Here is a 24,700-nt window from a genome sequence, read left to right as displayed (position 1 = left end):
GCTACGATGGCCCATCCCGGCGAGCCCATCCCATGCCCCAGATCCTGATCATCGACGACAACCCGGCCGTGGCCACCGCGCTGGAAGTGCTGTTCTCGCTGCACGACATCGAGACCGCCCACGCCGCCTCGCCCCAGGAAGGCCTGCACCTGCTCGATACCCAGCCGTTCGACCTGGTGGTGCAGGACATGAACTTCACCGCCGACACCACGTCCGGCGAGGAAGGCCAGGCCCTGTTCCGGCGGATCCGCGAACGCCATCCGGACCTGCCGGTGGTGCTGCTCACCGCCTGGACCCACCTCGACGCGGCGGTCGACCTGGTCAAGGCCGGCGCCGCCGACTACCTGGGCAAGCCCTGGGACGATGCGCGCCTGCTGACCACGGTCAACAACCTGCTGGAACTGTCCGAGGCGCGCCGCGAGCTGGAGCGCCGGCGCGGGCGCGAATCGGCCGAGCGCCAGCGCCTGGCCGAGCGCTACGAGCTGCGCGGGGCGGTATTCGCCGATCCGGCCAGCGAGCGCGCCTTCGCCCTGGCCTGCCAGGTGGCGCGCTCGGAACTGCCGGTGCTGATCACCGGCCCCAACGGTGCCGGCAAGGAGAAGATCGCCGAGGTCATCCAGGCCAATTCGGACGTGCGCCGCGGCCCGTTCGTGACCCTGAACTGCGGCGCGATCCCGGCCGAACTGATCGAGGCCGAGCTGTTCGGCGCCGAGGCCGGCGCCTACACCGGCGCCAACAAGCCGCGCGAAGGCAAGTTCGAGGCCGCCGACGGCGGCACCCTGTTCCTGGACGAGATCGGCAACCTGCCGCTGGCCGGACAGATGAAGCTGTTGCGCGTGCTCGAGACCGGGCGCTTCGAGCGCCTGGGTTCCAACCGCGAACGCCAGGTCAAGGTGCGGGTGATCAGCGCCACCAACGCCGACCTGCCGGCGATGATCCGCGACGGCACCTTCCGCGAGGACCTGTACTACCGCCTCAACACGGTGGAGATCGCGCTGCCGCCGCTGGCCGACCGCCCGGGCGACATCCTGCCGCTGGCACTGCATTTCCTGGGCGGGCGCAAGCCGCTGGCCCCCTCGGCACGCCAGGCGCTGGCACGCCACGCCTGGCCGGGCAACGTGCGCGAGCTGCGCAACGCGATCGCCCGCGCCGAGCTGCTGGCCGGCGGCGAGCACATCGAGGCCGGCGACCTCACCCTGCCGCGCCCGACCGGCGCGCCGGTGCGCCCGGCCACGGCCACGGCCGCCGCCGAGCCGGACCGCGCGCGGATCGAGCAGGCGCTGGCCGATGCCGGCGGCGTGGTCGCCCAGGCCGCCACCGAGCTGGGCATGAGCCGGCAGGCGCTGTACCGGCGCATGGAACGCTTCGGCCTGGCGCCGCGCTGAGCACGACGATGCGGCGCTCGTTCACCTTCGCCCTGTTCCTGCGCCTGCTGCCGGTGCTGGTGCTGGCCGCGGCGCTGCCCTGGCTGGTGGCGTACTGGCTCAACCGCGGCTGGGAGGTGGTGGGGTTCTCGGCGCCGGTGCTGCTGGCGCTGATGTGGTGGACCCTGCGCCGGGCCACCGCGCCGATGCGGGCGCTGTTCCGCGCCCTGGCCGGGGCCACCGGCTCCTACCGCGACGGCGAATACAACTTCGGCGTGCACTGGCACGGCGACGACGAGCTCGGCCAGCTGGTGCGCGCCCACGGCGAGCTCGGCGAGGTGCTGCGCCAGCAGCGCCAGGGCCTGGTGCAGCGCGAGCTGCTGCTGGACACGATGATCCAGAACACGCCGGTGGCGATGCTGCTGGTGGCCGCGGGCGGCGACGGCAAGCGCCGCGTGGTGTTCTCCAACCTGGCCGCACGCAGGCTGCTGCATGGCGGCTGGAAGCTGGAAGGCGAACGCATGGAGGACCTGGTCGCGCACGCGCCGGAGGCCATGCGCGAGGCGCTGGACCGTGGCAACGACGGCCTGTTCTCGGTCCCCGGCGCGGACAACGGCGAGGAGGACGAGCAGACCTGGCACCTGGCCCGGCGCCAGTTCCAGATCAACGGCCGCCGCCACGAACTGCTGCTGCTGCGCCGCATGACCAGCGAGCTGCGCCGCCAGGAAGTGCAGACCTGGAAGAAGGTGATCCGGGTGATCAGCCACGAGCTCAACAACTCGCTGGCACCGATCGCCTCGCTGGCCCACTCCGGCCAGGAGCTGCTGCGGCGCGAACGCACCGAGCGCCTGGGCGAGCTGTTCGCCACCATCGAGGAGCGCGCCCGCCACCTGGAGGGCTTCGTGCGCGGCTACGCGCGCTTCGCCAAGCTGCCGGCGCCGCAGCTGGAATCGCTGCGCTGGGAAAGCTTCGCCCACGGCCTGCAGCAGCACATCCCGTTCGTGCTGGACAACCGCGCCGGCGACATCGTCACCCGCGCCGACCCGGCCCAGCTCGGCCAGGCGCTGCTCAACCTACTCAAGAACGCCAAGGAGGCGGGCGACGGCGGCGAGGTGGTGATGCGCCTGTCGCGCCAGCCGCAGCACCTGCGCGTGGACGTGCTCGACCGCGGGCCGGGCATGAACGAGGCGGTGCTGCACAACGCGCTGACCCCGTTCTATTCGACCAAGCGCAACGGCACCGGGCTGGGCCTGGCGCTGACGCGCGAGATCGTGGAAGCGCACGGCGGGCACATCTCGCTGCGCAATCGCGAAGGGGGCGGCCTGTGCGTGAGCCTGTCGCTACCGATGGACGACGGCACGCCCCAGGCCGCCTGAGGCTCAGCCGCCGGCCGCGCCCGCGCGGGCGATGCCGGCACCAGGCTGGGCCTGGCGCTTACGCGCGAGATCGTGGAAAGCGCACGGCGGGCACATCTCGCTGCGCAATCGCGAAGGGGGCGGCCTGTGCGTGAGCCTGTCGCTACCGATGGACGACGGCACGCCCCAGGCCGCCTGAGGCTCAGCCGCCGGCCGCGCCCGCGCGGGCGATGCCGGCACCAGGCTGGGCCTGGCGCTTACGCGCGAGATCGTGGAAAGCGCACGGCGGGCACATCTCGCTGCGCAATCGCGAAGGGGGCGGCCTGTGCGTGAGCCTGTCGCTACCGATGGACGACGGCACGCCCCAGGCCGCCTGAGGCTCAGCCGCCGGCCGCGCCCGCGCGGGCGATGCATTCCACCTCGACCGCCGCGCCCAGCGGCAGCCCGGCCACCACCGCGGCGGTCCGCGCCGGCAGGCGGCTGGTCTCGAAGTAGCCCGCGTACACGCGGTTGAACACGGCCCAGTTCGCCGCGTCGGTGATCAGGGCGGTGCATTGGCCGACCTGGTCGAGCCCGGAACCGGCGGCGCGCAGCTGCGTGGACACGTTGTCCATCGCCTTGCGCACCTGCGCCTCGAAGTCGGCCAGCGGCTTGCCGTCGGCCCCCAGGCCGAGCTGGCCGGACACGTACAGCACCTCGCCCAGGCGCACCACCGGCGAATACGGCGAGGTACTGGCGGGATCGCGATGGTAGGCCAGCCCCGCCTGCGCGGCGTGGGCGGGCAGGACGGCGGCGGCCAGCAGGAGGGGACACAGGCACGACACGGCATGGCGCAGGAGCGACATCGGACACCTCGGATATGTGGGGGCTGCAGACCCCGCCCCGCCGGCGTGCCCCCTACCTTAACCCCTGCACCGGGGCGGGGTCTGCAGCACGGGCCACGGTACCGGCCATGCCGCGGCCGAACCACCCGCACCGGGACCGCACGGCGACAGCTTCCGGGCCGGCCGGCCCGCCGTGGAGGTCGCGCCTGCCTGGCGCCACCGCATCGGCAACCGCAGCCAGCACAATCCGCAGGCCCGGTTCTGGCGGTGGGGCCGCGGCACATGGCCGCCGAGGTGGGGCAGGCCCAGCTCGTGCTCGCGGCGTCCGGCTTCGCCTTCCCTCCCGGCGGTCCGGCCGCGCCGCGCCGGTCCGGATCCGGCGCACCATCCACGGGGAATACGCAGGAGGCGTGCGGGCCGGGACGCCGGCGCGCCACTGCCAGGATGCATCACGCCGTACGGAACATCTCAGCCCTTCTTCGCCGGACGGCTCCAGCCCTCGATCGTGGCCTGCCGTGCCCGCGCCACGGTGAGCTGGCCGGCCGGGGCCGGCCGGGTCAGCACCGAACCGGCGCCGATGGTGGCGTTCTCGCCCACCTCCACCGGTGCCACCAGCGCGCTGTTGGAACCGATGAAGGCGCCATCGCCGATCACCGTCTGCCACTTGTTCACCCCGTCGTAGTTGCAGGTGATGGTGCCGGCGCCGATGTTCACCCCGGCGCCCACCGTGGCATCGCCCAGGTAGGTCAGGTGGTTGGCCTTGCTGCCCACGCCCAGGGTGGCCTTCTTGGTCTCCACGAAATTGCCGACGTGGACGCCATCGGCCAGCACCGTGCCGGGACGCAGCCGCGCGAACGGGCCGATCTGCGCGGCGCCCTCGGTCACCACGCCCTCCAGATCGCAGTGCGCGCGCACCACGGTGCCCGCCGCCAGGGTGACGTCCTTGAGCCGGGTGAACGGACCGACCTGGACGCCGTCGCCGAGCTCGACCCGCCCCTCCAGCACCACGTCCACGTCGATGCGCACGTCGCGCCCGACCGTGACCGTGCCGCGCTGGTCGTAGCGGCCCGGGTCGGCCAGGTGCGCGCCCTGCAGGCAGACCTCGCGCGCCGCGCGCTGCTGCCAGGCGCGTTCCAGCCGCGCCAGCTGCCAGGGATCGTTCGCGCCCTCGGCCTCGACCGGATCGGCCACCCACACCATCTCGGCCGGGGTGAACTCCTCGGCGGCGAAGGCGAACACGTCGGTCAGGTAGTACTCGCCCTGGGCATTGGCGTTGGACAGGCGCGCCAGCCAGGCGCGCAGCGCGGTCGACTCGGCGGCGATGATGCCGGTGTTGACGGTGTGGATCCGGCGCTGCGCCTCGTCGGCATCCTTCTGCTCGACGATCGCGGCGACCTTGCCCTGCACGTCGCGCAGGACGCGGCCGTAGCCGGTGGGATCGGCCAGCTCGGCGACCAGCACGGCCAGCCGCCCCGGGGCGTGCAGCAGCGGCTGCAGGGTCGCCGGCCGCAGCAGCGGCACGTCGCCGTAGAGCACCAGCACGGTGGCATCGTCGGGCACGCCGTCGATCGCCAGCCGCACCGCATGGCCGGTGCCCAGGCGCCGGTCCTGTTCCACCCAGCGCAGGTCCGGCGCGTCGGCGAAGGCGGTGCGCACCGCCTCGCCGCCGTGGCCGTAGACCACATGGATGGCCTGCGGCTGCAGGGCGCGGGCGGTATCGACCACGTGCGCCAGCATCGGCCGCCCTGCCACCGGCTGCAGCACCTTGGGCAGGGCGGACTTCATCCGCTTGCCTTCGCCGGCGGCGAGGATGATCACGTGCAGGGGCAGGCTCATGGACGGTACCGTCGTTGCGGAAAGGACCGGATTCTAGCCGCGCGCCCGGTTAGCATGGCGTCCTTTGCCAGGACGACCCGCATGGCCCTGCTGCGCCAAGGCAGCCAATTCCTCGTCATCGGCCTGCTCCAGCTGGTGCTGGACTGGGGCCTGTTCGTGGCCGCCAGCGCGCTGGGCGTGGCGGTCGCGCCCGCGAACCTGGCCGGCCGCGTCGGCGGTGCCCTGCTCGGGTTCTGGCTCAACGGCCGCTTCACCTTCGCCGAGCGCGTCGGCGGCAAGCTGGACTGGCGCCACTTCCTGCGCTTCTGGATCGCCTGGGCCGTCCTGACCGCCCTGAGCACCTGGCTGGTGGCTGCCACCGCGCACGCCTTCGGCCTGCACTGGGCCTGGCTGGCCAAGCCCGTGGTCGAGGGCGTGCTGGCGGTGCTGTCGTTCTTCGTCTGGCGCCAGCTGGTGTTCCGCTGAGCCGGGATCGCCGATGCCTGGCCTGGTGCCGTCCCGATAGTCTTTCCCGGGAGTGCCGAGGCCGCCCGCAGGCGTGGGACGGCAAGCGGATCCCTCCCGCGAAAGGCACGACAGAGGCGTCGTCTTCGCGCCTGTTCCGCGTGGCCACCCAGGTTCCCGTCTGCGCCGGATCCACGGGGCGGCCCTGCCGGCGCCTAGCGCGACGGCGGCAAGCTGCACCGGCGTCACTTCCCGCGTTTGCGGATCGCCCGGGCCTCCTGACCGCCCCGTGCAGCCCCTGGCTGGTGGTGCCGCCGCGCACGCCTTCGCCCTCCATTGGGCCCGACCAGCTCAACCCGTGGTCGAAGGCGCCGCGCGCGGCGGCGGCATGCTGTACTGGCGACACTTCCCGCGCTTGCGGATCGCCCGGGCCTCCCGGCCGCCTCGTGCAGTCTCTGGTTGGTGGCGCCCTCGCGCATGCCTTCGGTCCTCCGCTGGGACTGACTGCCCAACCCGTGGTCGAAGGCGCCGCGCGCGGCGGCGGCAAGCTGCACCGGAGTCACTTCCCGCGCTTGCGGATCGCCCGGGCCTCCCGGCCGCCCCCGTCTAGCCCCTTGGCTGATGGCGCCGCGGCGCGCGCCTTCGACTCTCCGCTGGGCCCGAATGCCCAGCCCGCGGCCGAAGACACCGCACGCGGCGGCGGCAAGCTGCACTGGCGTCACTTCCCTTGCTTGCGGATCGCCCGGGCCTCCCGGCCGCCCCGTGCAGCCCCTGGCTGGTGGCGTCCCCGCGCATGCCTTCGGCCCTCCGCTGGGACTGACTGCCCAACCCGTGGTCGAAGGCGCCGCGCGCGGCGGCGGCATGCTGTACTGACGACACTTCCTGTGCTTGCGGATCGCCCGGGCCTCCCGACCGCCCCGTGCAACCCCTGGCTGGTGGCGCCGCCGCGCACGCCTTCGCCCTCCATTGGGCCCGACCAGCCCAACCTGTGGTCGAAGGCGCATTGCGCAGCACATGCCTTCGGCCCTCCGCTGGCCGCACTGGCCACCCGTGGTCGAAGACGTGCTGGCGGTGTGTCGCGGCAGCGGGCGAGGATGCCTTCCCTCGCCGCGTGCTTCCGCCCGTGCGCTGTCCGGGAATCCGCGCTGCCTGGCGCGATCCGCTCTCCGTCCCGGAAGACCTCGGTTCGGGTTTGGATTCGCGACGGCATCCGCCGGCAACAAGCCATGCGCGGGCACGGTGAATCGGCGGGACTCGCCCGCCTGCGCCACCGCCAATCCGGCGTTCCGGGCGCGCATTCCGGCGTACGCGGATCCCCGCGGCAAAAGCGGCCAGGAAAACAAAACGCCGGGACAAGCCCGGCGTCTGGCGGATACGGCGGCGGCGGCCGGCCTCAGTGCCGCAGGTTCTTGCGCAACCGCTCCAGCGCCTGCAGCTGCACCACCGCCTCGGCCAGCTTGGCCTCGGCCTCGGCCACGTCCACCGCCTCGCTGCGGTTGGCGAGGATGCGCTCGGCTTCCTCCTTGGCCTTGCGCACCGCGACCTCGTCGATGTCCTGGGCGCGCACGGCGGTGTCGGCCAGCACCGTCACCACCTGCGGCTGCACCTCGAGGATGCCGCCGGAAATGGCGAAGTCCAGCTGCTCGCCCGCGGCGGTGGTCACCACCACCTTGCCGGGCTTGAGCCGGGTGATCAGGGGAGCGTGCTGGGGGGCGATGCCCAGTTCGCCCAGCTCGCCGGTCGCCACGACCAGGGTGGCTTCGCCCTGGTAGATCGCGCGCTCGGCGCTGACGATGTCGCAACGGATGGTGGACATGGTTTCCTCGTCTGCTCGGAAACGGGATTGGTGATTGGTGATCGGCCGGGGCACGCCCCCGCGCCGACCAGACCACCCCACTACCCGCTCGTTCGGATCACGTACTGCGAATCACCGCCCGCCGCTTACGCGGCGAGCTTCTTGGCCTTCTCGACGGCCTCGTCGATGGTGCCGACCATGTAGAACGCCTGCTCGGGCAGGTGGTCGTACTCGCCGTCGACGATGCCCTTGAAGCCGCGGATGGTCTCCTTCAGCGGCACGTACTTGCCCGGCGAACCAGTGAAGACCTCGGCCACGTGGAACGGCTGGCTGAAGAAGCGCTCGATCTTGCGCGCCCGCGACACCGACTGCTTGTCTTCCTCCGACAGCTCGTCCATGCCCAGGATCGCGATGATGTCCTTGAGCTCCTTGTACTTCTGCAGGGTCTGCTGGACGCGCTGGGCGGTGTCGTAGTGCTCGTTGCCGATCACCAGCGGATCCATCTGGCGGCTGGTCGAGTCCAGCGGGTCCACTGCCGGGTAGATGCCGAGCGAGGCGATCTGGCGGCTCAGGGTAACGGTGGAATCCAGGTGCGCGAACGTGGTGGCCGGGGACGGGTCGGTCAGGTCGTCGGCAGGCACGTACACGGCCTGGATCGAGGTGATCGAACCGTTCTTGGTCGAGGTGATGCGCTCCTGCAGCGCGCCCATCTCCGAGGCCAGGGTCGGCTGGTAGCCCACCGCCGACGGCATGCGGCCGAGCAGCGCGGACACCTCGGTGCCGGCCAGGGTGTAGCGATAGATGTTGTCGATGAACAGCAGCACGTCCTTGCCCTTGCCGTGCTCGTCCTTCTCGTCGCGGAAGTACTCGGCCATGGTCAGGCCGGTCAGGGCCACGCGCAGGCGGTTGCCCGGCGGCTCGTTCATCTGGCCGTAGACCATCGCCACCTTGTCCAGGACGTTGGAGTCCTTCATCTCGTGGTAGAAGTCGTTGCCCTCGCGGGTACGCTCGCCCACGCCGGCGAACACCGACAGGCCGCTGTGCGCCTTGGCGATGTTGTTGATCAGCTCCATCATGTTGACGGTCTTGCCGACGCCGGCGCCGCCGAACAGGCCGACCTTGCCGCCCTTGGCGAACGGGCACATCAGGTCGATCACCTTGATGCCGGTCTCCAGCAGCTCGGTGGAGGAGGACTGGTTCTCGTAGGACGGCGCCTCGCGGTGGATCTCCCAGGTCTCCTTGGCCTGCACCGGGCCGGCCTCGTCCACGGGCTGGCCGAGCACGTTCATGATGCGGCCCAGGGTGCCCTGGCCGACCGGCACGGAGATGCCGCGGCCGGTACCGGTCACCTGCATGCCGCGCTTGAGGCCGTCGCTCACGCCCAGGGCGATGGTGCGCACCACGCCGTCGCCCAGCTGCTGCTGGACTTCCAGGGTCAGGCCGGCTTCGTCGACGATCAGCGCGTCGTAGATTTCCGGCACCTCGGCGCGGGGGAATTCGACGTCGACGACGGCGCCGATGATCTGAACGATCTTGCCCTGACTCATTGCTGCAATCCTCTGGATTCTTGATGCCTGAATGGGGGTATGGAGGGACACCGGGCGGATCAGACCGCCGAGGCGCCGCTGACGATCTCGGTGATTTCCTGCGTGATCGCCGCCTGGCGGGCCTTGTTGTAGACCAGGCTCAGCGTGTCGATCAGCTTGGTGGCGTTGTCGCTGGCGGCCTTCATCGCCACCATGCGCGCCGCGTGCTCGGACGCCACGTTCTCCAGTACCGCCTGGTAAACCAGCGACTCGATGTAGCGGGTCATCACGTGCTCGAGCACCGTGGCCGGGTCGGGCTCGTAGATGTAGTCCCAGTCGTGCGCGGACACCGACTCGGACACCGGCAGCGGCAGCAGCTGCTCGACGCTGCCCTTCTGCACCATGGTGTTCACGAAGCGGTTGTAGACCAGGTACACGCGGTCCAGCCGGCCCTCGATGTAGGCGTCGAGCATCACCTTGACCACGCCGATCAGCTGCTCGACCTGCGGCACGTCGCCCAGGTTGGCGACGCTGCCGACGACATCGACCTTGACGTGGCGGAAGAACGCGCCGGCCTTCTGGCCGATCGTCACCACCTCCACGCCCGCGCCCTGCTGCTGGCGCTGGTGGATCTCGCCGAGTAGGCGGCGGAACAGGTTGTTGTTCAGGCCGCCGGCCAGGCCGCGGTCGGAGGACACCACGATGTAGCCCACGCGGCGCACGTCCTGGCGGCTGACCAGGAACGGATGCGGGTAGTCGGTGCTGGCCTGGGCCAGGTGGCCGATCACCTGCTTCATCGCCTGCGCATACGGGCGCGAGGTCTTCATCCGGTCCTGCGCCTTGCGGATCTTGGAAGCCGAGACCATTTCCAGCGCGCGGGTCACCTTGCGGGTGTTCTGCACGCTCTTGATCTTGGTTTTGATTTCGCGTCCGCCTGCCATTTCTCGCTCCGCTCGCGGTGATTCGTGATGGGTGGTGCGTGGATCCGGGACCGCGGGCGCCTCGCGCGCCGCTCACCGGCCCCGGACCACGGCGCCCTTACCAGGTACCGGTGCTCTTGAACTCTTCGATGCCCTTCTTGAAGGCGGCCTCGATCTCGTCGTTCCAGGCGCCGGTCTGGTTGATCTTCTTCACCAGCTCGCCCTGGGTGTTGTCGAAATGCGCGTGCAGGCCGGCCTCGAAGGCGCCGATCTTGGCCACCGGCACGTCGTCCAGGTAGCCCTCGTTGACCGCGTAGATGGACAGCGCCTGGTTGGCGATGGACATCGGCGCGTACTGCTTCTGCTTCATCAGCTCGGTGACGCGCTGGCCGCGCTCGAGCTGCTTGCGGGTGGTCTCGTCCAGGTCCGAAGCGAACTGGGCGAAGGCCGCCAGCTCGCGGTACTGCGCCAGCGAGATGCGGATGCCGCCGGACAGCTTCTTGATGATCTTGGTCTGCGCCGCGCCGCCGACGCGCGAGACCGAGATGCCGGCGTTCACCGCCGGGCGGATGCCGGCGTTGAACAGGTCGGTCTCCAGGAAGATCTGGCCGTCGGTGATCGAGATCACGTTGGTCGGCACGAACGCGGACACGTCGCCGGCCTGGGTCTCGATGATCGGCAGCGCGGTCAGCGAACCGGTCTGGCCCTTGACCTCGCCGGCGGTGAACTTCTCCACGTACTCCTCGGACACGCGCGCGGCGCGCTCGAGCAGGCGCGAGTGCAGGTAGAACACGTCGCCCGGGTAGGCCTCGCGGCCCGGCGGGCGGCGCAGCAGCAGCGAGATCTCGCGGTAGGCCACGGCCTGCTTGGACAGGTCGTCGTAGATGATCAGCGCGTCCTGGCCGCGGTCCATGAAGTACTCGCCCATGGTGCAGCCGGCGTAGGCGCTGATGTACTGCAGCGCGGCCGACTCGGAAGCGGTGGCGGCCACGACGATGGTGTGGGCCAGGGCGCCGTTCTCCTCGAGCTTGCGCACGATGTTGGCGACCGTGGAGGCCTTCTGGCCGATCGCCACGTACACGCACTTGATGCCGGTGTCCTTCTGGTTGATCACCGCGTCGATGGCCAGCGCGGTCTTGCCGGTCTGGCGGTCGCCGATGACCAGCTCGCGCTGGCCGCGGCCGATCGGGATCATCGCATCGACCGACTTGTAGCCGGTCTGCACCGGCTGGTCGACCGACTTGCGCCAGATCACGCCCGGCGCCACGCGCTCCACCGGCGCGGTCAGCTTGGCGTCGATCGGGCCCTTGCCGTCGATCGGCTCGCCCAGCGGGTTGACCACGCGGCCCAGCAGCTCGGGGCCGACCGGCACCTCGAGGATGCGGCCGGTGGTCTTGGCCACGTCGCCCTCGCGTACGTGCTCGTACTCGCCCAGCACCACGGCACCGACCGAGTCGCGCTCCAGGTTCAGGGCCAGGGCGAAGGTCGGCGCGCCCGACGGCGCGGACGGCAGCTCGATCATCTCGCCCTGCATCACGTCGGCCAGGCCGAAGATGCGCACGATGCCGTCGGCGATGCTGGTGACGGTGCCTTCGTTGCGGGTCTCCGCGGCCAGCTTGACCTTCTCGATGCGGTTCTTGATCAGTTCGCTGATTTCGGAGGGGTTGAGCGTGGTTGCCATGTTGGTTTCCTGTAGGACGGGCAGGGCCCGCCATGTCGAAGTCGGCGGGACAAGGCCCGCCCTACATTGCGAATCAGTCCGCCAGCGACGCCTGCAGGCGCGCCAGCTTGCCCTTGACCGAGCCGTCGATGACCGTGTCGCCGGCGTCGATGACCGCCCCGCCGATCAGCGAGGGGTCCACCGCGGTGTCCACCTTGATCTCGCGGCCCAGGCGGCGCTCGAGCGCGGCCACCAGCCGGTCCAGCTCCTCCTGCGACAGCGCGGCGGCCGAGGTCACCTTGGCGTGCACCACGTGCTCGGCCTCGGCGCGCAGCGCCTCGTAGAGCGCGGCGATCTCCGGCAGCAGCGCCATGCGGCCGGCCTGGGCGAGGATGTCCAGGAAGCGGCGGTAGTGGCCGGCCACGCCCTCGGGCACGACCAGGTCCACGGCCTGCGCGCGGCTCAGCGCCGGGCTCAGCAGCAGGCGCATGACCTGCGGGTCGGCGGCGATGCGTGCCGACTCGGCCAGCGCGCCGGACCACGCGGCAAGGGCGCCCTCGTCGCGCGCCACGGCGAAGGCCGCGCGGGCGTAGGGTCGGGCAAGAGTGAGGGCCTGGGTCATCGGGTGAACTCCTGGAAACGGTCGGCGGGCATCGGGCGGGCGGCCAGCGGGCGGCGCATCGCGCCTGACCGGCGGCCGGCCACGTCAGATCTCCGCGGCCAGCTCGTCGAGCAGCGCCTTGTGGGCGTTGGCGTCGATCTCGCGCCGGATCAGCTTCTCGGCACCGGTCACCGCCAGCGTGGAGACCTGCTTGCGCAGTTCCTCGCGGGCGCGGGTGGCGGCGGCCTCGATCTCGGCGCGGGCCAGATCCTTCTGCCGGTTCGCCTCGGCGATGGCCTCGTTCTTGGCCGCCTCGACGATCTGGTTGGCGCGCGCGTGGGCCTGGTCGATGATCTCGTTGGCCTTGATGCGCGCGTCCTTCAGGGTCTCGTTGACCTTTTCCTGGGCCTGCGCGAGATCCTTCTGGCTGCGGTCGGCAGCGGCCAGCCCTTCGGCGATCTTCTGCTGGCGCTCCTCGATGGCCTTCATCAGCGGCGGCCAGATCTTGGTCGCGACGAGCCAGATCAGGCCGGCGAATGCCAGCGCCTGGGCAAAGATGGTCAAGGTGATGTTCATGGGTCGCTCGGTCGTTGCTTGGGGTGGAGACGCCGCCGCGGCGGCGTCCCCGGTCCTTCATCCGCGTCCCGGGCGCGGAAGCCCGGGACCGTCGGTCGCCGGGATCAGCCCTGCGACAGCTGCTGGATGAACACCTGCGCCAGCGGGTTGGCGAAGGCGAACAGCAGGCCGACGGCGACGCTGATGATGAACGCGGCGTCGATCAGGCCGGCGGTGATGAACATGCGGACCTGCAGCACCGGGATCAGCTCAGGCTGGCGGGCCGAGGACTCCAGGAACTTGCCAGCCATGATGGCCAGACCGAGGCCGGCGCCCAGCGCGGCCAGGCCGATCATGATGCCGACGGCAAGGACGGTGGAGCTCTGGACTTGGGCGAGGTTGGTCAGGACGGCGAGGTACATGATGGTCTCCAGAAACGAAAGTTGCTTGAGGTTATGAAGCGGATGAAGGGTTGGAACGGTTGGAACGTGGAAGCGGGTGGAGCGTGGCTCAGTGGCTGTCTTCGGCCAGGCTGAAGTAGACGATCGACAGCATCATGAAGATGAAGGCCTGCAGCGGGATGATCAGCAGGTGGAACAGCATCCAGCCCAGGCCGAACACGCCGCCGGCGAACATGCCGGCCACGCCGGCGCCGCCCAGCATCCAGATCAACAGGAACACGATCTCGCCGCCGAACATGTTGCCGAACAGTCGCATGGCCAGCGAGACCGGCTTGCTCAGCCACTCCACGAGGTTGAGCAGCAGGTTGAACGGCATCAGCCACTTGCCGAACGGCGCGGTCAGGAATTCCTTGCCCAGGCCGAGGAAACCCTTGGAGCGCAGCGAGAAGAACAGGGTCAGGAAGAACACGCTGATGGACAGGCCGAGCGTGGCGTTCACGTCGGCGGTCGGCACCGGCTTCCACGCATGCACGCCCAGGCCCAGCTCCAGCGGCTTGACGAAGATGTCGACCGGGATCAGGTCGATCAGGTTCATCATCAGGATCCAGAAGAACAGGGTGATCGCGATCGGCGTGACCAGCTTGCTGGTGCCGTGGTAGGTGTCGCGCGCCTGGCGGTCGACGAACTCCAGGCAGATCTCCACGAAGGCCTGCCACTTGCCCGGCACCCCGGAGGTCGCCTTGCGCGTGCCCAGCCAGAACGCGAACACCATGACCAGGCCGGCCAGCAGCGCCATGATCAGCGTATCCAGGTGGATCGCCCAGAACGAGCTGCCTTCCCGCAACTGCCAGGTCAGGTTGTTCAGGTGATGCTGGATGTAGGTGGTAGGAGTCAGAGCCTCGCCCGCCATGTGTCCGGAACCTTCTGTTTGGATCAACGCCTGGCCAAGGCCAGAACCTGGAAAATCAAGCCGACGGCCACGCCCGCCAGCATCGGAACGATCGGCAGGTGCCACGCCAGCAGCCCCGCCGCCAGCACCACGATGAGCAGCACCCACTTGAAGGCCATGGCCAGCACCAGCCGCAGCACGGCCGACCCGGCCGCCTGCACGCCGCCGCCCAGCGCCACCCAGGCCGCCGCGCTGCCACCGACCACGGTCGCCCAACCTGCCAACAACGCGGCTGCCGCATGGCGGGGGCTCACGGCCAGGAAGGCCAGCGCAAGCACGAGCACCGCCCCTGCCGGGTACAGCGCCGCGCGCAGCATGAGCCGCCGACCTGAGTCAACGGAATTCAGCACCACGTGATTCCTGAATTGGCTTTACTTGAGAAGTGCGGAGGCCAGTAGGCGCCTCATCGAGCTGCAGAAGTATAGCAATCACGGCATTTGTCCGACAACCGCGAGCGTGGTCCATCGCCGGAAAACGCCTTCCGCCGCGTGAAAACGATTGCATCGTCGCGGAACTTTTCCGGCCGGGGGCAGTCACAGGAACAGGTCTGTCCTTCCTCGTCGACAGCTCCTTGTGGCAGGCCTCTTGCGGAGTGCCCCGGGCGACCGGGGCGCTCCTTTTTTTGCGCCGCCGCACGTATTCGCGCAGGCGGCGACGGCCACGCTCCATCCACATGGATGAACCGTTTCATGCCGTGCCGCCATATTTCACGGGGTGGGGACAGTACGGCTGCGGATAGTGAAGGCACATCGCACGACGCGATACCGCTTTTGCCTTGATGGAGACGACCGATGAAGAATCCCCTGCTGTTCGCTGCCCTGCCCTGCGCCATCGCCGCCGGCATCGCCGCCCTGCCCGCGCATGCCGAGGACGGCGATGACCGCTTCGTCCTGCGCCTGGGCGCGATGTACGCCGATGGCAGCATCAAGCCCAACGCCAGCGGCGAAGTCGCCGACTATCCGCTCGACTGGTCCGGCAAGCTGGGCTTCGGCAGCCGCAAGGTCTCGCCGCGGGTGGATGGCGTGTTCCGCCTGTCCACCCGCCAGCGCCTGATCTTCGACTACTTCCAGTACAAGAAGCACGACGGCCTGGCCTGGTCCGACGCCAGCGAGATCCTCGGGCAGGACCTGTCCGGGGCGGCGAGCCTGCGCTACGGCGGCAAGTTCCAGCTGGCCAGCCTGGTCTACGACTATTCCGTGGTGGATACGCCCAATTTCTCGATGGGACTGGAGCTGGGCGGCGAGTGGGCCAAGCTCGGCCTCGACGCGCACGCGCATGCCGACGTGAACGGCGTGGCGGGCGTGGACGGGCCCTACGACTACACCGCGCGCTGGTCCGACGACGGCATCGCACCGGTGGTCGGCGTGCGCTTCTCCGGCAAGGCCGGCGAGCACGTGCGCCTGAACCTGCAGGCACAGTACCTGGACGCCAGCTGGGGCAGCTTCGACTACGACGGCAAGATCAAGCGCGCCAACGCCAACGTCGAGTACATGTTCACCGACAACTTCGGCGCCTTCGTCGGCTACGACTACTTCAAGGTCAACTACGAGGACCACGACCACGGCGCGAACTATGGCGCCGACCTGAAGTTCCATGGTCCGACCGCCGGCGTGACGCTGGCCTTCTGACGGCATCGCACCGGGCGCGGTTGCGCCATCGGCGTACGCAGGGAGGCAGCCACGGCCGCCTCCCTGCGCTTGTCCGCCTTTCCGCCTCCCGCGGCACGGGCGCCGCGCCGATCCGCTTCCCGGTCGCGCCTGCCGCCGCCATCGGCATGCGGGCGGCAACGACACCATCGATTTCCTCTATCCCACCGGCCCGGCGGGCATCCCTGCCGCCTGCGGGCCCGGGAGCACGGGCCCGGGTCTACGGCGTGGCGGGGGGCGGCGCGAACAGCTGCGAGGCGACGCAGACATAGTCGGCCAGCGGCATCTCGCCGACCTGCGCACGGCGCCGATCCACCTGCTCCGGTGCCTCCATCGGCTTGGGGACCCACTTGCCGTCCACCGCCAGCAACTGGCTGCCGTAACGCTGCGGCTTGCCCTGGTTCACCAGCACGCGATCGGTCAGCAGGACGTATTCGTTCGAGGTGATCCCGCCGCTGCACACGAGCGGCGAGAGCTTCTCCAGCACCTGGGCCTGGAAGGCCGGATCGCGATCGGCATGCTGCACCAGCAACCACGCCGCCGCCACGCCGTCGGCGCCGACCTCGGCCGCGGTGGGCAGGCCATCGTGCTCGGCGACGATCCGCTTGATCTGCGGCAGGTTCGCCGCATCGACCTCCAGCATCCTCTGTATTTCCGCCTGCGACCAGCCGCCGCTGCGCGCCTGCTGGTCGACCCGTGCCATGTCCAGCAGTTGCTGCCGCAGCGCCGGCGCGCCCGGCGGACCGGCATCGGCCTGGGGCGCGGCGCGCTCGGCCGAGGGCTTGCCGTGCAGGCGCACGAATTCGGCCGCCGAAGGGCACTGGGCCAGCGCCGCGGCAAGTTTGGGATCGTCTTCCTGTGCCCACGCCGGCAGCGCCAGCAACAGCAGTGCGACACCCAGGCCCTTGCGCATCACGCCACCATCCCGACGGGTCGTCATCGAAGGCACGCAACATAGCCGGTCGATGGATCGCCACCAAGCGCGTCCCGGACACGACGACGCCCCGGCGGGCGGGGCGTCGTGCTCAGTCACCGCGAGCGGCGGTCACTTCTTCTTGGGGATGTACAGATCGGTGATCGAACCGTCGTAGATCTCCGCGGCCATCGCCACCGACTCGCTGAGGGTGGGATGGGCGTGGATGGTGTGGCCGATGTCGCCGGCCTCGGCACCCATCTCGATGGCCAGGCCGATCTCGGCCAGCAGGTCGCCGGCGTGCACGCCGACGATGGCGCCGCCGATCACCCGGTGGGTGGCCTCGTCGAAGATCAGCTTGGTGAAGCCCTCGGTGCGGCCCAGCCCGATGGCACGGCCGCTGGCCGCCCACGGGAACTTGGCCACGCCGACCTTCAGGCCCTTGGCCCTGGCCTCGTTCTCGGTAACGCCGATCCAGGCGATCTCCGGATCGGTGTAGGCCACCGACGGGATCACCCGCGCCACCCACTCGTGCTTCTCGCCGGCGGCGACCTCGGCCGCGAGCTTGCCCTCGTGGGTGGCCTTGTGCGCCAGCATCGGATTGCCGACCACGTCGCCGATGGCGAAGATGTGCCCGACATTCGTGCGCATCTGCCGGTCCACCGGGATGAAGCCGCGCTCGGTCACGTTCACGCCGGCCTTGTCGGCGCCGATCTTGCCGCCGTTGGGCGCGCGCCCCACCGCCACCAGCACGCGGTCCCAGGTGCCCGATTCCAGCGCCGGCGCGGCCCCTTCCTCGGCGGCGAGGAAGTGCACGGTGATGCCCTTCTTGCCGGCCTCGACCTTGTCGGCCTTGGTCTTGAGGTGGACCTCGACGCCCTGCTTCTTGAGGCGGTCGGCCAGCGGCTTGACCAGGTCCTTGTCCGCGCCCGGCATCAGCTGGTCCATGAACTCGACCACGGTGACCTGCGCGCCCAGCGCCGAATAGACCGTGGCCATCTCCAGGCCGATGATGCCGCCGCCGACCACCAGCAGCTTCTTCGGCACCTCGGCCAGCTCCAGCGCATCGGTGGAATCCATCACCCGCGGATCGTCCCACGGGAAGTTGGGCAGCTTCACCGCCTGCGAGCCGGCGGCGATGATCGCCTGCTCGAAGCGCAGCAGCTGGGTATTGCCGTCGTCGCCGACGATCTCCAGCTCGTGCGGCGAGACGAACGTGGCCACGCCCTGCACGGTGCGCACCTTGCGCTGCTTGGCCATGCCGGCCAGGCCCCTGGTGAGCTGGCCGACCACCTTTTCCTTGTACTCGCGCAGCTTGTCCAGGGCGATCTTCGGCTTGCCGAACTCCACGCCGAACTCGCCGGCGTGCGCGGCCTGCTCGATCACGTCGGCGGCGTGCAGCAGCGCCTTGGACGGGATGCAGCCGACGTTGAGGCACACGCCGCCGAGCGCGGCGTAGCGCTCGATGAGCACCGTATCCAGGCCCAGGTCGGCGGCGCGGAAGGCGGCGGTGTAACCGCCGGGGCCGGCGCCGAGCACGACGATGCCGCACTCGATGTCGGCGCTGCGGCCGGTGGCCGGCAGCGCCTTGGCCGCCACCGCCGGGTCCGGGGCGCGGTGCGAGGGCGTCACCGGCGGCCTGTGCTCGGGGACCTCGATGCCCTTGGCCGGCTCGGCGGCCTTGGCGGCGGGCGCATCGCCGGCACCCTCGGTCTCCAGCAGGGCGATCACGTCGCCCTCGGACAGGTGGTCGCCAAGCTTGACCTTCAGCTCCTTGATCACGCCGGCGGCGGCCGAGGGCACTTCCAGCGTGGCCTTGTCCGATTCCAGCGTCACCAGGCCCTGGTCCTTGGCGACGGCGTCGCCGGGCGCGACCAGCACTTCTATCACCGGCACGCCGCTGTAGTCGCCGATGTCCGGGACCTTGACCTCGATTACCGCCATGGGGCTTCTCCTGTTGGCCCGCGCCGTCGGCGGCGGGCATTGCTGCTGTTCTTGGAAGCGGCGCCGGATGCTGTCCGGCGCGCGCGAAGGATCGCGCCGCCGGTTACAGCAGCACGCGGCGCATGTCCGCCAGCACCTGCGACAGGTAGGTGGTGAAGCGCGCGGCGGCGGCGCCGTCGATGACGCGGTGGTCGTAGCTCAGCGACAGCGGCAGCAGCAGCTTGGGCTGGAACTGCTTGCCGTCCCACACCGGCTGGATCGAGGACTTGGACACGCCCAGGATCGCCACTTCCGGCGCGTTGACGATCGGGGTGAACGCGGTGCCGCCGATGCCGCCGAGCGAGCTGATCGAGAAGCAGCCGCCGCTCATCTCGGCCGGGCCGAGCTTGCCCTCGCGCGCCTTCTTGGCCAGCGCGCCGGTCTCCTCGGCGATCTCGAACACGCCCTTGCGGTCGACGTCGCGGATCACCGGCACCACCAGCCCGTTGGGCGTGTCGGCGGCGAAGCCGATGTGGAAGTACTTCTTCAGCGTCAGGTTCTCGCCGGCCGCGTCGAGCGAGACGTTGAAGTCGGGGAACTGCTTGAGCGCCGCGGCGCTGGCCTTGATCAGGAAGGCGAGCATGGTCAGCTTGACGCCGCTCCTGGCCTTCTCCTGCTCCTTGTTGAGCTGCACCCGCAGGGCTTCCAGCTCGGTGATGTCGGCCTGCTCGAACTGGGTGACGTGCGGGATCATCGCCCAGTTGCGGGCGAGGTTGGCGCCGGAGATCTTCTTGATCCGCGACAGCGGCTTGACCTCGACCTCGCCGAACTTGGCGAAGTCCACCTTCGGCCACGGCAGCAGGTTCAGGCCGCCGCCGGCCGCCGGCGACGCGGCGGTGCCGCCACTGGCGCCGCCGGACAGCACGCCCTTGACGAACTTCTGCACGTCCTCGCGGGTGATGCGCCCGCCCTTCTCGCTGCCGCCCACCTGCGCCAGGTCCACGCCCAGCTCGCGCGCGAAGGCGCGCACCGCCGGGCTGGCATAGGGCACCTTCGACGGCAGCACCGCATCGGCATCGAACTTCACCGGCGGGGTGCTCGGTGCGCCGGCCGCGGGTGCGCTGGCCAATGCGTCCTCCTGGGCGATCTCGCGCCGGGCCAGGCGATCGGGCACCTGCGCCGCCTCGGCGGTCGGCGGCACCTCGGCGCCGGTCTCGCTGGCGCGCACCTGGGTGGCGGCCGCGGCACCGGCATCCGGGACGACCAGCGCGACCACGTCGCCCTGCGAGAGCGCGTCGCCGACCTTGACCTTCACCGCCTTGACGATGCCGGCCACCTGCGAGGGCACCTCCATCGTCGCCTTGTCCGATTCCAGCGTGACCAGGCCCTGGTCCTTCTCGACCCGGTCGCCGACCGCGACCAGCACCTCGATCACCGGCACGCCGTGGTAGTCGCCGATGTCGGGCACGCGCGCCTCGACCTCGCCCTCCCCCGTCGCACCGGTACGGCTGGCCGCAGCCGGCGCCGCCTTGGCGGGCGTGGCCTTGGCCGGTGCATCCTGGGCCGCGGCAGGTTTCGCCGCCGGCGCGGCAGCGGCGGCAGCGTCGGCCTCGACGACCGCGACCACGTCGCCCTGCGAGAGGGTGTCGCCGACCTTGACCTTCAGCTCCCGGACCACGCCGGCAACGTCGGACGGCACTTCCAGCGTGGCCTTGTCCGACTCCAGCGTGACCAGCCCCTGGTCCTTCTCGACCCGGTCGCCGACCGCGACCAGCACCTCGATCACCGGCACGTCGTGGTAGTCACCGATGTCGGGGACGCGTGCTTCCTTCAGATCGGCCATGCGGGGACTCCGGGGTTGCAGATGGGAAGCGGCTATTTTGGCGGCCAGCCGCGCCAGCGCCAACCGTTGCCGACGATATTTTCCGCGCCGGCCTGCCGCGGGCGCTCAGTACGCCGGCGCACGGTACGCGCCGGCCACCGTGATCCAGGGCGCCAGCACCTGCCAGGCCTGCCGCAACCGGGCCATGTCGAAGGCCGCATTGGCCGCGCTGGTGGAGGGCAACGCATGGACCGGCGGCAGCGGCCCGGGCCAGTGCGGCTGCACGAAACGCTCGAACGCGCGGGCGGCGAGGCCGCCATTGCAGGCGATGGCCGCCAGCGACGGCAACCCGGCGGCGCACGCCGCCAGCGGATTGGGCTCGGCGCTGGCGGCCACGATCGCGCTGTCCAGGCTGCCGCGACGGCGGCAACGCGCGATCACGTCCCACAGGCCGATCCCGCTCCGTTGCAGCGCGTCCAGGCGCGCCTCGTAGGGCAGTCCGGGATCGAAACCCGCCAGCTGCGCCATCAGCGGCCAGAACCGGTTGCGCGGATGGGCGTAGTAGCGCTGCGCCTGCAGCGAGGCGGTGCCCGGCATGGAGCCGAGCACCAGCACGCGGCAATCGGGCGCGATCCGCGCAGGCAGGCCATGCAGCAGTTCCGTGCCCGTCACGCCACGGGCACCTGCGTGAACGTGCCGGCGCGCGCAAACCGCGCCGCCGCGGCGATCGCCGCATGGCTGCCTGAACGGCTTTCGCGCCCAGGCCCCCTGCGTCGGATGCGATTCATGCGGCCGCTCCTAGCGTGGGCCCCGCCTCTCGCAAGTGGCATTACGCAAAACCGAGGAGTCATCATCATGAAGTCCATCAAGATCCTGGGCCTGGCCGCCGCGACGGCGGCCGCCGTCGCCACCGTTCCCGCCGCCTTCGCGCAGGAGGCCGCACCGGCCGGCGCGCAGCAGGACATCTACGGCAAGCCGGTGAGCAACGATACCGCCTCCGGCAAGCACTGGGCCGTGGTCGGCGGGGTCACCCTGCTGCAGCCCAAGGACGATGCGGCCGCGGGCATCCGCAAGCTCGACGGCGACGTGGCACCCACCGTCAGCGCCAGCTACTTCTTCAACGACAACTGGGCGGTGGAACTGTGGGGCGCGGCCGACAAGTTCGACCACCGCGTCAAGGGCGATGCCGGCAAGATCGGCACCGTGCGCCAGCAGCCGGTCGCACTCAGCGCCCAGTACCACTTCGGCCAGGCCGACAACACCTTCCGCCCGTTCGTCGGTGCCGGCTACTACGAATCGCGCTTCAGCGACGGCAAGATCGCCGGCCTGGACGAGGACGAGATCGGCCTGGACAAGGCCAAGGGCGCGATCGGTACCGTCGGCGTGGACATGAACATCAATTCCACCTGGTTCGCGCGCGTGGATGCGCGCTACCTGCACGCCCGCCCCGAGCTCGAGGTGGCCGGCACCGGTACCGGCGAGAAGCTGAAGCTGGATCCGTGGACGGTCGGCGTGGGCGTGGGCGCGCGCTTCTGAGCCGCCTGGCCGGCGCGGACCGCTCGACGACGACGGGCCCCGCGGGGCCCGTCGTCGCGTGCGCGGCGGCTCAGAACGCCGGCAGCACCGCGCCGTGGTACTTCTTCTCGATGTAGATGCGCACCGCCGGGCTGGTCAGCGCCTGGGCCAGCTTCTGGATGCGCGGGTCGTCCTTGTTGTCCGGGCGCGCCACCAGGTAGTTCACGTACGGCGAATCCTTGCTCTCGATGGCCAGCGCATCGCGGGTCGGGTCCAGGTCCGCGTCCAGCGCGTAGTTGGTGTTGATCAGCGCCAGGTCCACCTGGCCGAGCACGCGCGGCAGCATCGCCGAATCCAGCTCGCGGAACTTCAGGTGGCGGGGATTGGCGACGATGTCCTGCTGCGTGGCCATCGCGTCCTTGGGATCCTTCAGCGCGATCAGGCCGGCCTTGTCGAGCAGGATCAGCGCGCGCGAGTTGTTGCTCGGATCGTTGGGGATGGCCACCTCGGCGCCGTCGGGCAGGTCGGCCAGCGACTTGTAGCGGCGCGAGTAGGCGCCGAACGGCTCGATGTGCACGCCGACCACCGGCACCAGGTCGGTGTGGTGGTCGGCGTTGTACGCGGCCAGGTACGGCTCGGTCTGGAAATAGTTGGCGTCGATGCGCTTCTGCGCGACCTGGTCGTTGGGCTGCACGTAGTCGTTGAAGATGCGGATGTCCAGGCGGATGCCCTCGCGCTCCAGCGCCGGCTTGACCACCTCCAGGATCTCCGCGTGCGGCACCGCGGTGGCGGCCACCGTCAGCGTCTGGCCGCGCGTGTCCTGGCCGGCGTCGCCGCAACCGCCGAGCACCGCCGCGACCAGGGCGAGTGCGACCACAAGGGGAAACCTGTTCATCGGGCAAATCTCCAGCCGGCCATGTCCGGCCGGCGAATGACGGGGGAAGGAGGAACGCCGGTCAGCGCCGGCTGTAACGGGCGACCAGGCGGTCGCCCAGCATCTGCAACACCTGCACCAGCACCAGCAGCAGCACCACGGTCACCAGCGCCACGTCCGTGTGCGAGCGCAGGTAGCCCTCGCGGTAGGCGACATCGCCCAGGCCACCGGAGCCGATCGCCCCGCCCATCGCGGTGAAGCCGATCAGGGCGATGGTGGTGACCGTGGCGCCGGCGACCAGCGCCGGCCGCGCCTCCGGCAGCAGCACGCGCCAGACCAGCTGCCAGGTGGTGGCGCCCATCGCCTGGCTGGCCTCGATCACGCCGCGGTCGACCTCGCGCAACGCCGTCTCCACCAGCCTGGCGTAGAACGGCGCCGCGCCCACCACCAGCGGCAGGATCGCGCCGCGCACGCCCAGCGAGGTGCCCATCACCCACAGGGTCAGCGGGATCATCGCGATCATCAGGATGATGAACGGGATCGAGCGCAGCAGGTTGACCGCCAGCGCCAGCGCCCCGTGCAGCGCCGGGCGGCGACGGAAGCGCGGCGAATCGCTGAGGAACAGGGCCACGCCCAGCGGCAGGCCGGCCAGCAGGGTCAGCGGCAGCGACCCGGCCAGCATCAGCAGGGTGTCCACGCTGGCGCGGCCGATGTCGGCCCACTTGGCCGCGTCCAGGTTGTGGAAGAAGCCTTCGGCGGCGGCGAGGATCATGGGCGCAGTACCTCCACGGCGACGCCGGCATCGGCCAGCCAGGTGCAGGCCTGCTGCGCCTGCTCGCCGGACAGGGCCACCACGACCTGGCCGTAGGGCGTGTCCTTGATGCGGTCGATGCGGCCGGACAGGATCGAGAAATCGACGCCGCAGGCGCGCGCGGCCTCGGCCAGCAGCGGCTCGAAGGTCTGCTGGCCCAGGAAAGTCAGGCGCACGATGCGCCCGGGCACCTGCGCCAGTGCCGGCAGCAGGGCCTCGTCGCCGCCATCCTCGCGCACGAAGCGGCGCGTGGTCGCGTGTTGCGGATGCAGGAACACCTGCGCCACCGGCCCGGTCTCCACCAGCCGGCCGCCGTCGAGCACGCCGACCCGGTCGCACACCCGCCGGATCACCTCCATCTCGTGGGTGATCAGCACGATGGTCAGGCCCAGTTCGCGGTTGATGCGGTCCAGCAGCGCCAGCACCGAGGCGGTGGTCTGCGGGTCCAGCGCGCTGGTGGCCTCGTCGCACAGCAGGATGTCCGGGCCGGTGGCCAGGGCGCGGGCGATGCCGACGCGCTGCTTCTGCCCGCCGGAGAGCTGGGCCGGGTACTTGCCGGCGTGCTCGCCCAGGCCGACGCGCTCGAGCAGCTCGTCCACGCGCGCGCGGATGCGCGGGCGCGGGGCGCCGGCCAGCTCCAGCGGGAAGGCGACGTTGCCGGCCACGGTGCGCGAGGACAGCAGGTTGAAATGCTGGAAGATCATGCCGATGCGCCGGCGCAGCGCGCGCAGGCCGGCCGCGTCGAGCGCGGTGACGTCCACCCCGTCGATGCGCAGGTGGCCGCCACTGGGCTCCTCCAGGCGGTTGACCAGGCGGATCAGGGTCGACTTGCCGGCCCCGGAGTGGCCGACGATGCCGAACACCTCGCCCCGCTCCACGCGCAGGTCGAGCGGGTGCAGGGCCACGACCTCGCGGCCGTCCACCCGGTAGGCTTTGCGCAGTTGTTCGAACTCGATCACACCGGCA

At 70.5% G+C, this 24,700-nt stretch carries 23 protein-coding genes; 5 read left to right on the top strand and 18 right to left on the bottom strand.

Annotated elements, in window-relative coordinates:
* Positions 1–32 precede the first annotated feature (32 nt).
* Together BN3794_RS03580 and BN3794_RS03575 are read left to right on the top strand one after the other, a co-directional pair.
* Positions 33–1,385 carry a sigma-54-dependent transcriptional regulator gene (locus BN3794_RS03580; RefSeq protein ID WP_066093519.1) on the top strand — a complete coding sequence of 451 codons (1,353 nt, stop codon included), beginning with the start codon at positions 33–35 and terminating at the stop codon, positions 1,383–1,385.
* Positions 1,386–1,393: 8 nt separating this feature from the next.
* A complete protein-coding gene (locus BN3794_RS03575) occupies positions 1,394–2,740 on the top strand; it encodes a sensor histidine kinase (RefSeq protein WP_066093516.1) in 1,347 nt (448 codons plus the stop codon).
* A gap of 359 nt (positions 2,741–3,099) precedes the next feature.
* On the opposite strand, the gene BN3794_RS03570 is transcribed toward BN3794_RS03575, so the two are convergent.
* Both BN3794_RS03570 and glmU read right to left on the bottom strand, forming a co-directional pair.
* The gene (locus tag BN3794_RS03570) at positions 3,100–3,564 is read right to left on the bottom strand and encodes a RidA family protein (RefSeq protein ID WP_066093512.1); all 465 of its coding nucleotides are present in this window, start codon (positions 3,562–3,564) and stop codon (positions 3,100–3,102) included.
* A 447-nt stretch (positions 3,565–4,011) separates the two neighbouring features.
* Positions 4,012–5,379 carry a bifunctional UDP-N-acetylglucosamine diphosphorylase/glucosamine-1-phosphate N-acetyltransferase GlmU gene (glmU, locus tag BN3794_RS03565; protein WP_066093509.1) on the bottom strand — a complete coding sequence of 456 codons (1,368 nt, stop codon included), beginning with the start codon at positions 5,377–5,379 and terminating at the stop codon, positions 4,012–4,014.
* Between the two features lie 81 nt (positions 5,380–5,460).
* Here glmU and BN3794_RS03560 point away from each other — a divergent pair, with 81 nt between their 5' ends.
* Positions 5,461–5,844: a GtrA family protein gene (locus tag BN3794_RS03560; RefSeq protein WP_066093505.1), complete on the top strand. Its 384-nt coding sequence runs from the start codon at positions 5,461–5,463 to the stop codon at positions 5,842–5,844.
* Positions 5,845–7,216: 1,372 nt separating this feature from the next.
* Here BN3794_RS03560 and BN3794_RS03555 read toward each other — a convergent pair.
* The 9 genes from BN3794_RS03555 to BN3794_RS03515 form a co-directional block, all read right to left on the bottom strand.
* Complete coding sequence (locus BN3794_RS03555) at positions 7,217–7,639, bottom strand: F0F1 ATP synthase subunit epsilon (protein WP_066093503.1); 423 nt, start codon at positions 7,637–7,639, stop codon at positions 7,217–7,219.
* 125 nt (positions 7,640–7,764) lie between these two features.
* Positions 7,765–9,165: a F0F1 ATP synthase subunit beta gene (gene atpD / locus BN3794_RS03550; RefSeq protein WP_066093500.1), complete on the bottom strand. Its 1,401-nt coding sequence runs from the start codon at positions 9,163–9,165 to the stop codon at positions 7,765–7,767.
* Between the two features lie 59 nt (positions 9,166–9,224).
* Complete coding sequence (gene atpG, locus BN3794_RS03545) at positions 9,225–10,085, bottom strand: F0F1 ATP synthase subunit gamma (RefSeq protein WP_066093498.1); 861 nt, start codon at positions 10,083–10,085, stop codon at positions 9,225–9,227.
* Positions 10,086–10,182: 97 nt separating this feature from the next.
* Complete coding sequence (gene atpA / locus BN3794_RS03540) at positions 10,183–11,745, bottom strand: F0F1 ATP synthase subunit alpha (RefSeq protein ID WP_066093495.1); 1,563 nt, start codon at positions 11,743–11,745, stop codon at positions 10,183–10,185.
* Between the two features lie 73 nt (positions 11,746–11,818).
* The gene (locus BN3794_RS03535; RefSeq protein WP_066093492.1) at positions 11,819–12,346 is read right to left on the bottom strand and encodes a F0F1 ATP synthase subunit delta; all 528 of its coding nucleotides are present in this window, start codon (positions 12,344–12,346) and stop codon (positions 11,819–11,821) included.
* Between the two features lie 84 nt (positions 12,347–12,430).
* Positions 12,431–12,901 (bottom strand): F0F1 ATP synthase subunit B, encoded by a 471-nt coding sequence (locus BN3794_RS03530; protein ID WP_066093489.1) that lies wholly within the window; start codon positions 12,899–12,901, stop codon positions 12,431–12,433.
* Positions 12,902–13,005: 104 nt separating this feature from the next.
* Positions 13,006–13,302 carry a F0F1 ATP synthase subunit C gene (gene atpE / locus BN3794_RS03525; protein ID WP_066093486.1) on the bottom strand — a complete coding sequence of 99 codons (297 nt, stop codon included), beginning with the start codon at positions 13,300–13,302 and terminating at the stop codon, positions 13,006–13,008.
* 88 nt (positions 13,303–13,390) lie between these two features.
* Positions 13,391–14,191 (bottom strand): F0F1 ATP synthase subunit A, encoded by an 801-nt coding sequence (gene atpB / locus BN3794_RS03520; protein WP_066093484.1) that lies wholly within the window; start codon positions 14,189–14,191, stop codon positions 13,391–13,393.
* Between the two features lie 23 nt (positions 14,192–14,214).
* Positions 14,215–14,580 (bottom strand): hypothetical protein, encoded by a 366-nt coding sequence (locus tag BN3794_RS03515; protein ID WP_187128036.1) that lies wholly within the window; start codon positions 14,578–14,580, stop codon positions 14,215–14,217.
* A gap of 441 nt (positions 14,581–15,021) precedes the next feature.
* Here BN3794_RS03515 and BN3794_RS03510 point away from each other — a divergent pair, with 441 nt between their 5' ends.
* Positions 15,022–15,858: an outer membrane protein gene (locus BN3794_RS03510; RefSeq protein WP_066093478.1), complete on the top strand. Its 837-nt coding sequence runs from the start codon at positions 15,022–15,024 to the stop codon at positions 15,856–15,858.
* A gap of 238 nt (positions 15,859–16,096) precedes the next feature.
* On the opposite strand, the gene BN3794_RS03505 is transcribed toward BN3794_RS03510, so the two are convergent.
* The 4 genes from BN3794_RS03505 to BN3794_RS03490 form a co-directional block, all read right to left on the bottom strand.
* Complete coding sequence (locus BN3794_RS03505; protein ID WP_066093475.1) at positions 16,097–16,789, bottom strand: DUF6624 domain-containing protein; 693 nt, start codon at positions 16,787–16,789, stop codon at positions 16,097–16,099.
* A gap of 132 nt (positions 16,790–16,921) precedes the next feature.
* Complete coding sequence (gene lpdA, locus BN3794_RS03500) at positions 16,922–18,733, bottom strand: dihydrolipoyl dehydrogenase (protein WP_066093472.1); 1,812 nt, start codon at positions 18,731–18,733, stop codon at positions 16,922–16,924.
* 103 nt (positions 18,734–18,836) lie between these two features.
* Complete coding sequence (locus BN3794_RS03495) at positions 18,837–20,555, bottom strand: dihydrolipoyllysine-residue acetyltransferase (RefSeq protein WP_066093469.1); 1,719 nt, start codon at positions 20,553–20,555, stop codon at positions 18,837–18,839.
* 105 nt (positions 20,556–20,660) lie between these two features.
* Positions 20,661–21,206 carry a DNA-deoxyinosine glycosylase gene (locus BN3794_RS03490; RefSeq protein ID WP_066093466.1) on the bottom strand — a complete coding sequence of 182 codons (546 nt, stop codon included), beginning with the start codon at positions 21,204–21,206 and terminating at the stop codon, positions 20,661–20,663.
* Positions 21,207–21,389: 183 nt separating this feature from the next.
* Between BN3794_RS03490 and BN3794_RS03485 the strand changes: the two genes are divergently transcribed.
* Positions 21,390–22,070: an OmpW/AlkL family protein gene (locus BN3794_RS03485; protein ID WP_066093463.1), complete on the top strand. Its 681-nt coding sequence runs from the start codon at positions 21,390–21,392 to the stop codon at positions 22,068–22,070.
* A 70-nt stretch (positions 22,071–22,140) separates the two neighbouring features.
* Here BN3794_RS03485 and BN3794_RS03480 read toward each other — a convergent pair whose 3' ends face one another.
* The 3 genes from BN3794_RS03480 to BN3794_RS03470 form a co-directional block, all read right to left on the bottom strand.
* On the bottom strand, positions 22,141–22,944 hold the full coding sequence (locus BN3794_RS03480) for a MetQ/NlpA family ABC transporter substrate-binding protein (RefSeq protein WP_066093460.1): 804 nt from the start codon (positions 22,942–22,944) through the stop codon (positions 22,141–22,143).
* 61 nt (positions 22,945–23,005) lie between these two features.
* Positions 23,006–23,695 (bottom strand): methionine ABC transporter permease, encoded by a 690-nt coding sequence (locus BN3794_RS03475; RefSeq protein ID WP_066093457.1) that lies wholly within the window; start codon positions 23,693–23,695, stop codon positions 23,006–23,008.
* Entirely contained in the window at positions 23,692–24,693 is a 1,002-nt protein-coding gene (locus BN3794_RS03470; protein ID WP_066093454.1) for a methionine ABC transporter ATP-binding protein, read from the bottom strand. The genes BN3794_RS03475 and BN3794_RS03470 overlap by 4 nt, the downstream gene beginning before the upstream one ends.
* Between the last annotated feature and the right edge of the window lie 7 nt (positions 24,694–24,700).

This window comes from Xanthomonas massiliensis, assembly GCF_900018785.1.
GTDB lineage: Bacteria > Pseudomonadota > Gammaproteobacteria > Xanthomonadales > Xanthomonadaceae > Xanthomonas_B > Xanthomonas_B massiliensis.
Note: the sequence above shows the minus strand (reverse complement) of the source record. Positions and strands in the feature narration are given on the sequence as shown.

Coding starts and splice junctions, on each gene's coding strand:
- BN3794_RS03580 (WP_066093519.1), top strand. CDS start 33: ATGCCCCAGATCCTGATCATCGACGACAACCCGGCCGTGGCCACCGCG.
- BN3794_RS03575 (WP_066093516.1), top strand. CDS start 1,394: ATGCGGCGCTCGTTCACCTTCGCCCTGTTCCTGCGCCTGCTGCCGGTG.
- BN3794_RS03570 (WP_066093512.1), bottom strand. CDS start 3,564: ATGTCGCTCCTGCGCCATGCCGTGTCGTGCCTGTGTCCCCTCCTGCTG.
- glmU (WP_066093509.1), bottom strand. CDS start 5,379: ATGAGCCTGCCCCTGCACGTGATCATCCTCGCCGCCGGCGAAGGCAAG.
- BN3794_RS03560 (WP_066093505.1), top strand. CDS start 5,461: ATGGCCCTGCTGCGCCAAGGCAGCCAATTCCTCGTCATCGGCCTGCTC.
- BN3794_RS03555 (WP_066093503.1), bottom strand. CDS start 7,639: ATGTCCACCATCCGTTGCGACATCGTCAGCGCCGAGCGCGCGATCTAC.
- atpD (WP_066093500.1), bottom strand. CDS start 9,165: ATGAGTCAGGGCAAGATCGTTCAGATCATCGGCGCCGTCGTCGACGTC.
- atpG (WP_066093498.1), bottom strand. CDS start 10,085: ATGGCAGGCGGACGCGAAATCAAAACCAAGATCAAGAGCGTGCAGAAC.
- atpA (WP_066093495.1), bottom strand. CDS start 11,745: ATGGCAACCACGCTCAACCCCTCCGAAATCAGCGAACTGATCAAGAAC.
- BN3794_RS03535 (WP_066093492.1), bottom strand. CDS start 12,346: ATGACCCAGGCCCTCACTCTTGCCCGACCCTACGCCCGCGCGGCCTTC.
- BN3794_RS03530 (WP_066093489.1), bottom strand. CDS start 12,901: ATGAACATCACCTTGACCATCTTTGCCCAGGCGCTGGCATTCGCCGGC.
- atpE (WP_066093486.1), bottom strand. CDS start 13,302: ATGTACCTCGCCGTCCTGACCAACCTCGCCCAAGTCCAGAGCTCCACC.
- atpB (WP_066093484.1), bottom strand. CDS start 14,191: ATGGCGGGCGAGGCTCTGACTCCTACCACCTACATCCAGCATCACCTG.
- BN3794_RS03510 (WP_066093478.1), top strand. CDS start 15,022: ATGAAGAATCCCCTGCTGTTCGCTGCCCTGCCCTGCGCCATCGCCGCC.
- BN3794_RS03505 (WP_066093475.1), bottom strand. CDS start 16,789: ATGCGCAAGGGCCTGGGTGTCGCACTGCTGTTGCTGGCGCTGCCGGCG.
- lpdA (WP_066093472.1), bottom strand. CDS start 18,733: ATGGCGGTAATCGAGGTCAAGGTCCCGGACATCGGCGACTACAGCGGC.
- BN3794_RS03495 (WP_066093469.1), bottom strand. CDS start 20,555: ATGGCCGATCTGAAGGAAGCACGCGTCCCCGACATCGGTGACTACCAC.
- BN3794_RS03485 (WP_066093463.1), top strand. CDS start 21,390: ATGAAGTCCATCAAGATCCTGGGCCTGGCCGCCGCGACGGCGGCCGCC.
- BN3794_RS03480 (WP_066093460.1), bottom strand. CDS start 22,944: ATGAACAGGTTTCCCCTTGTGGTCGCACTCGCCCTGGTCGCGGCGGTG.
- BN3794_RS03475 (WP_066093457.1), bottom strand. CDS start 23,695: ATGATCCTCGCCGCCGCCGAAGGCTTCTTCCACAACCTGGACGCGGCC.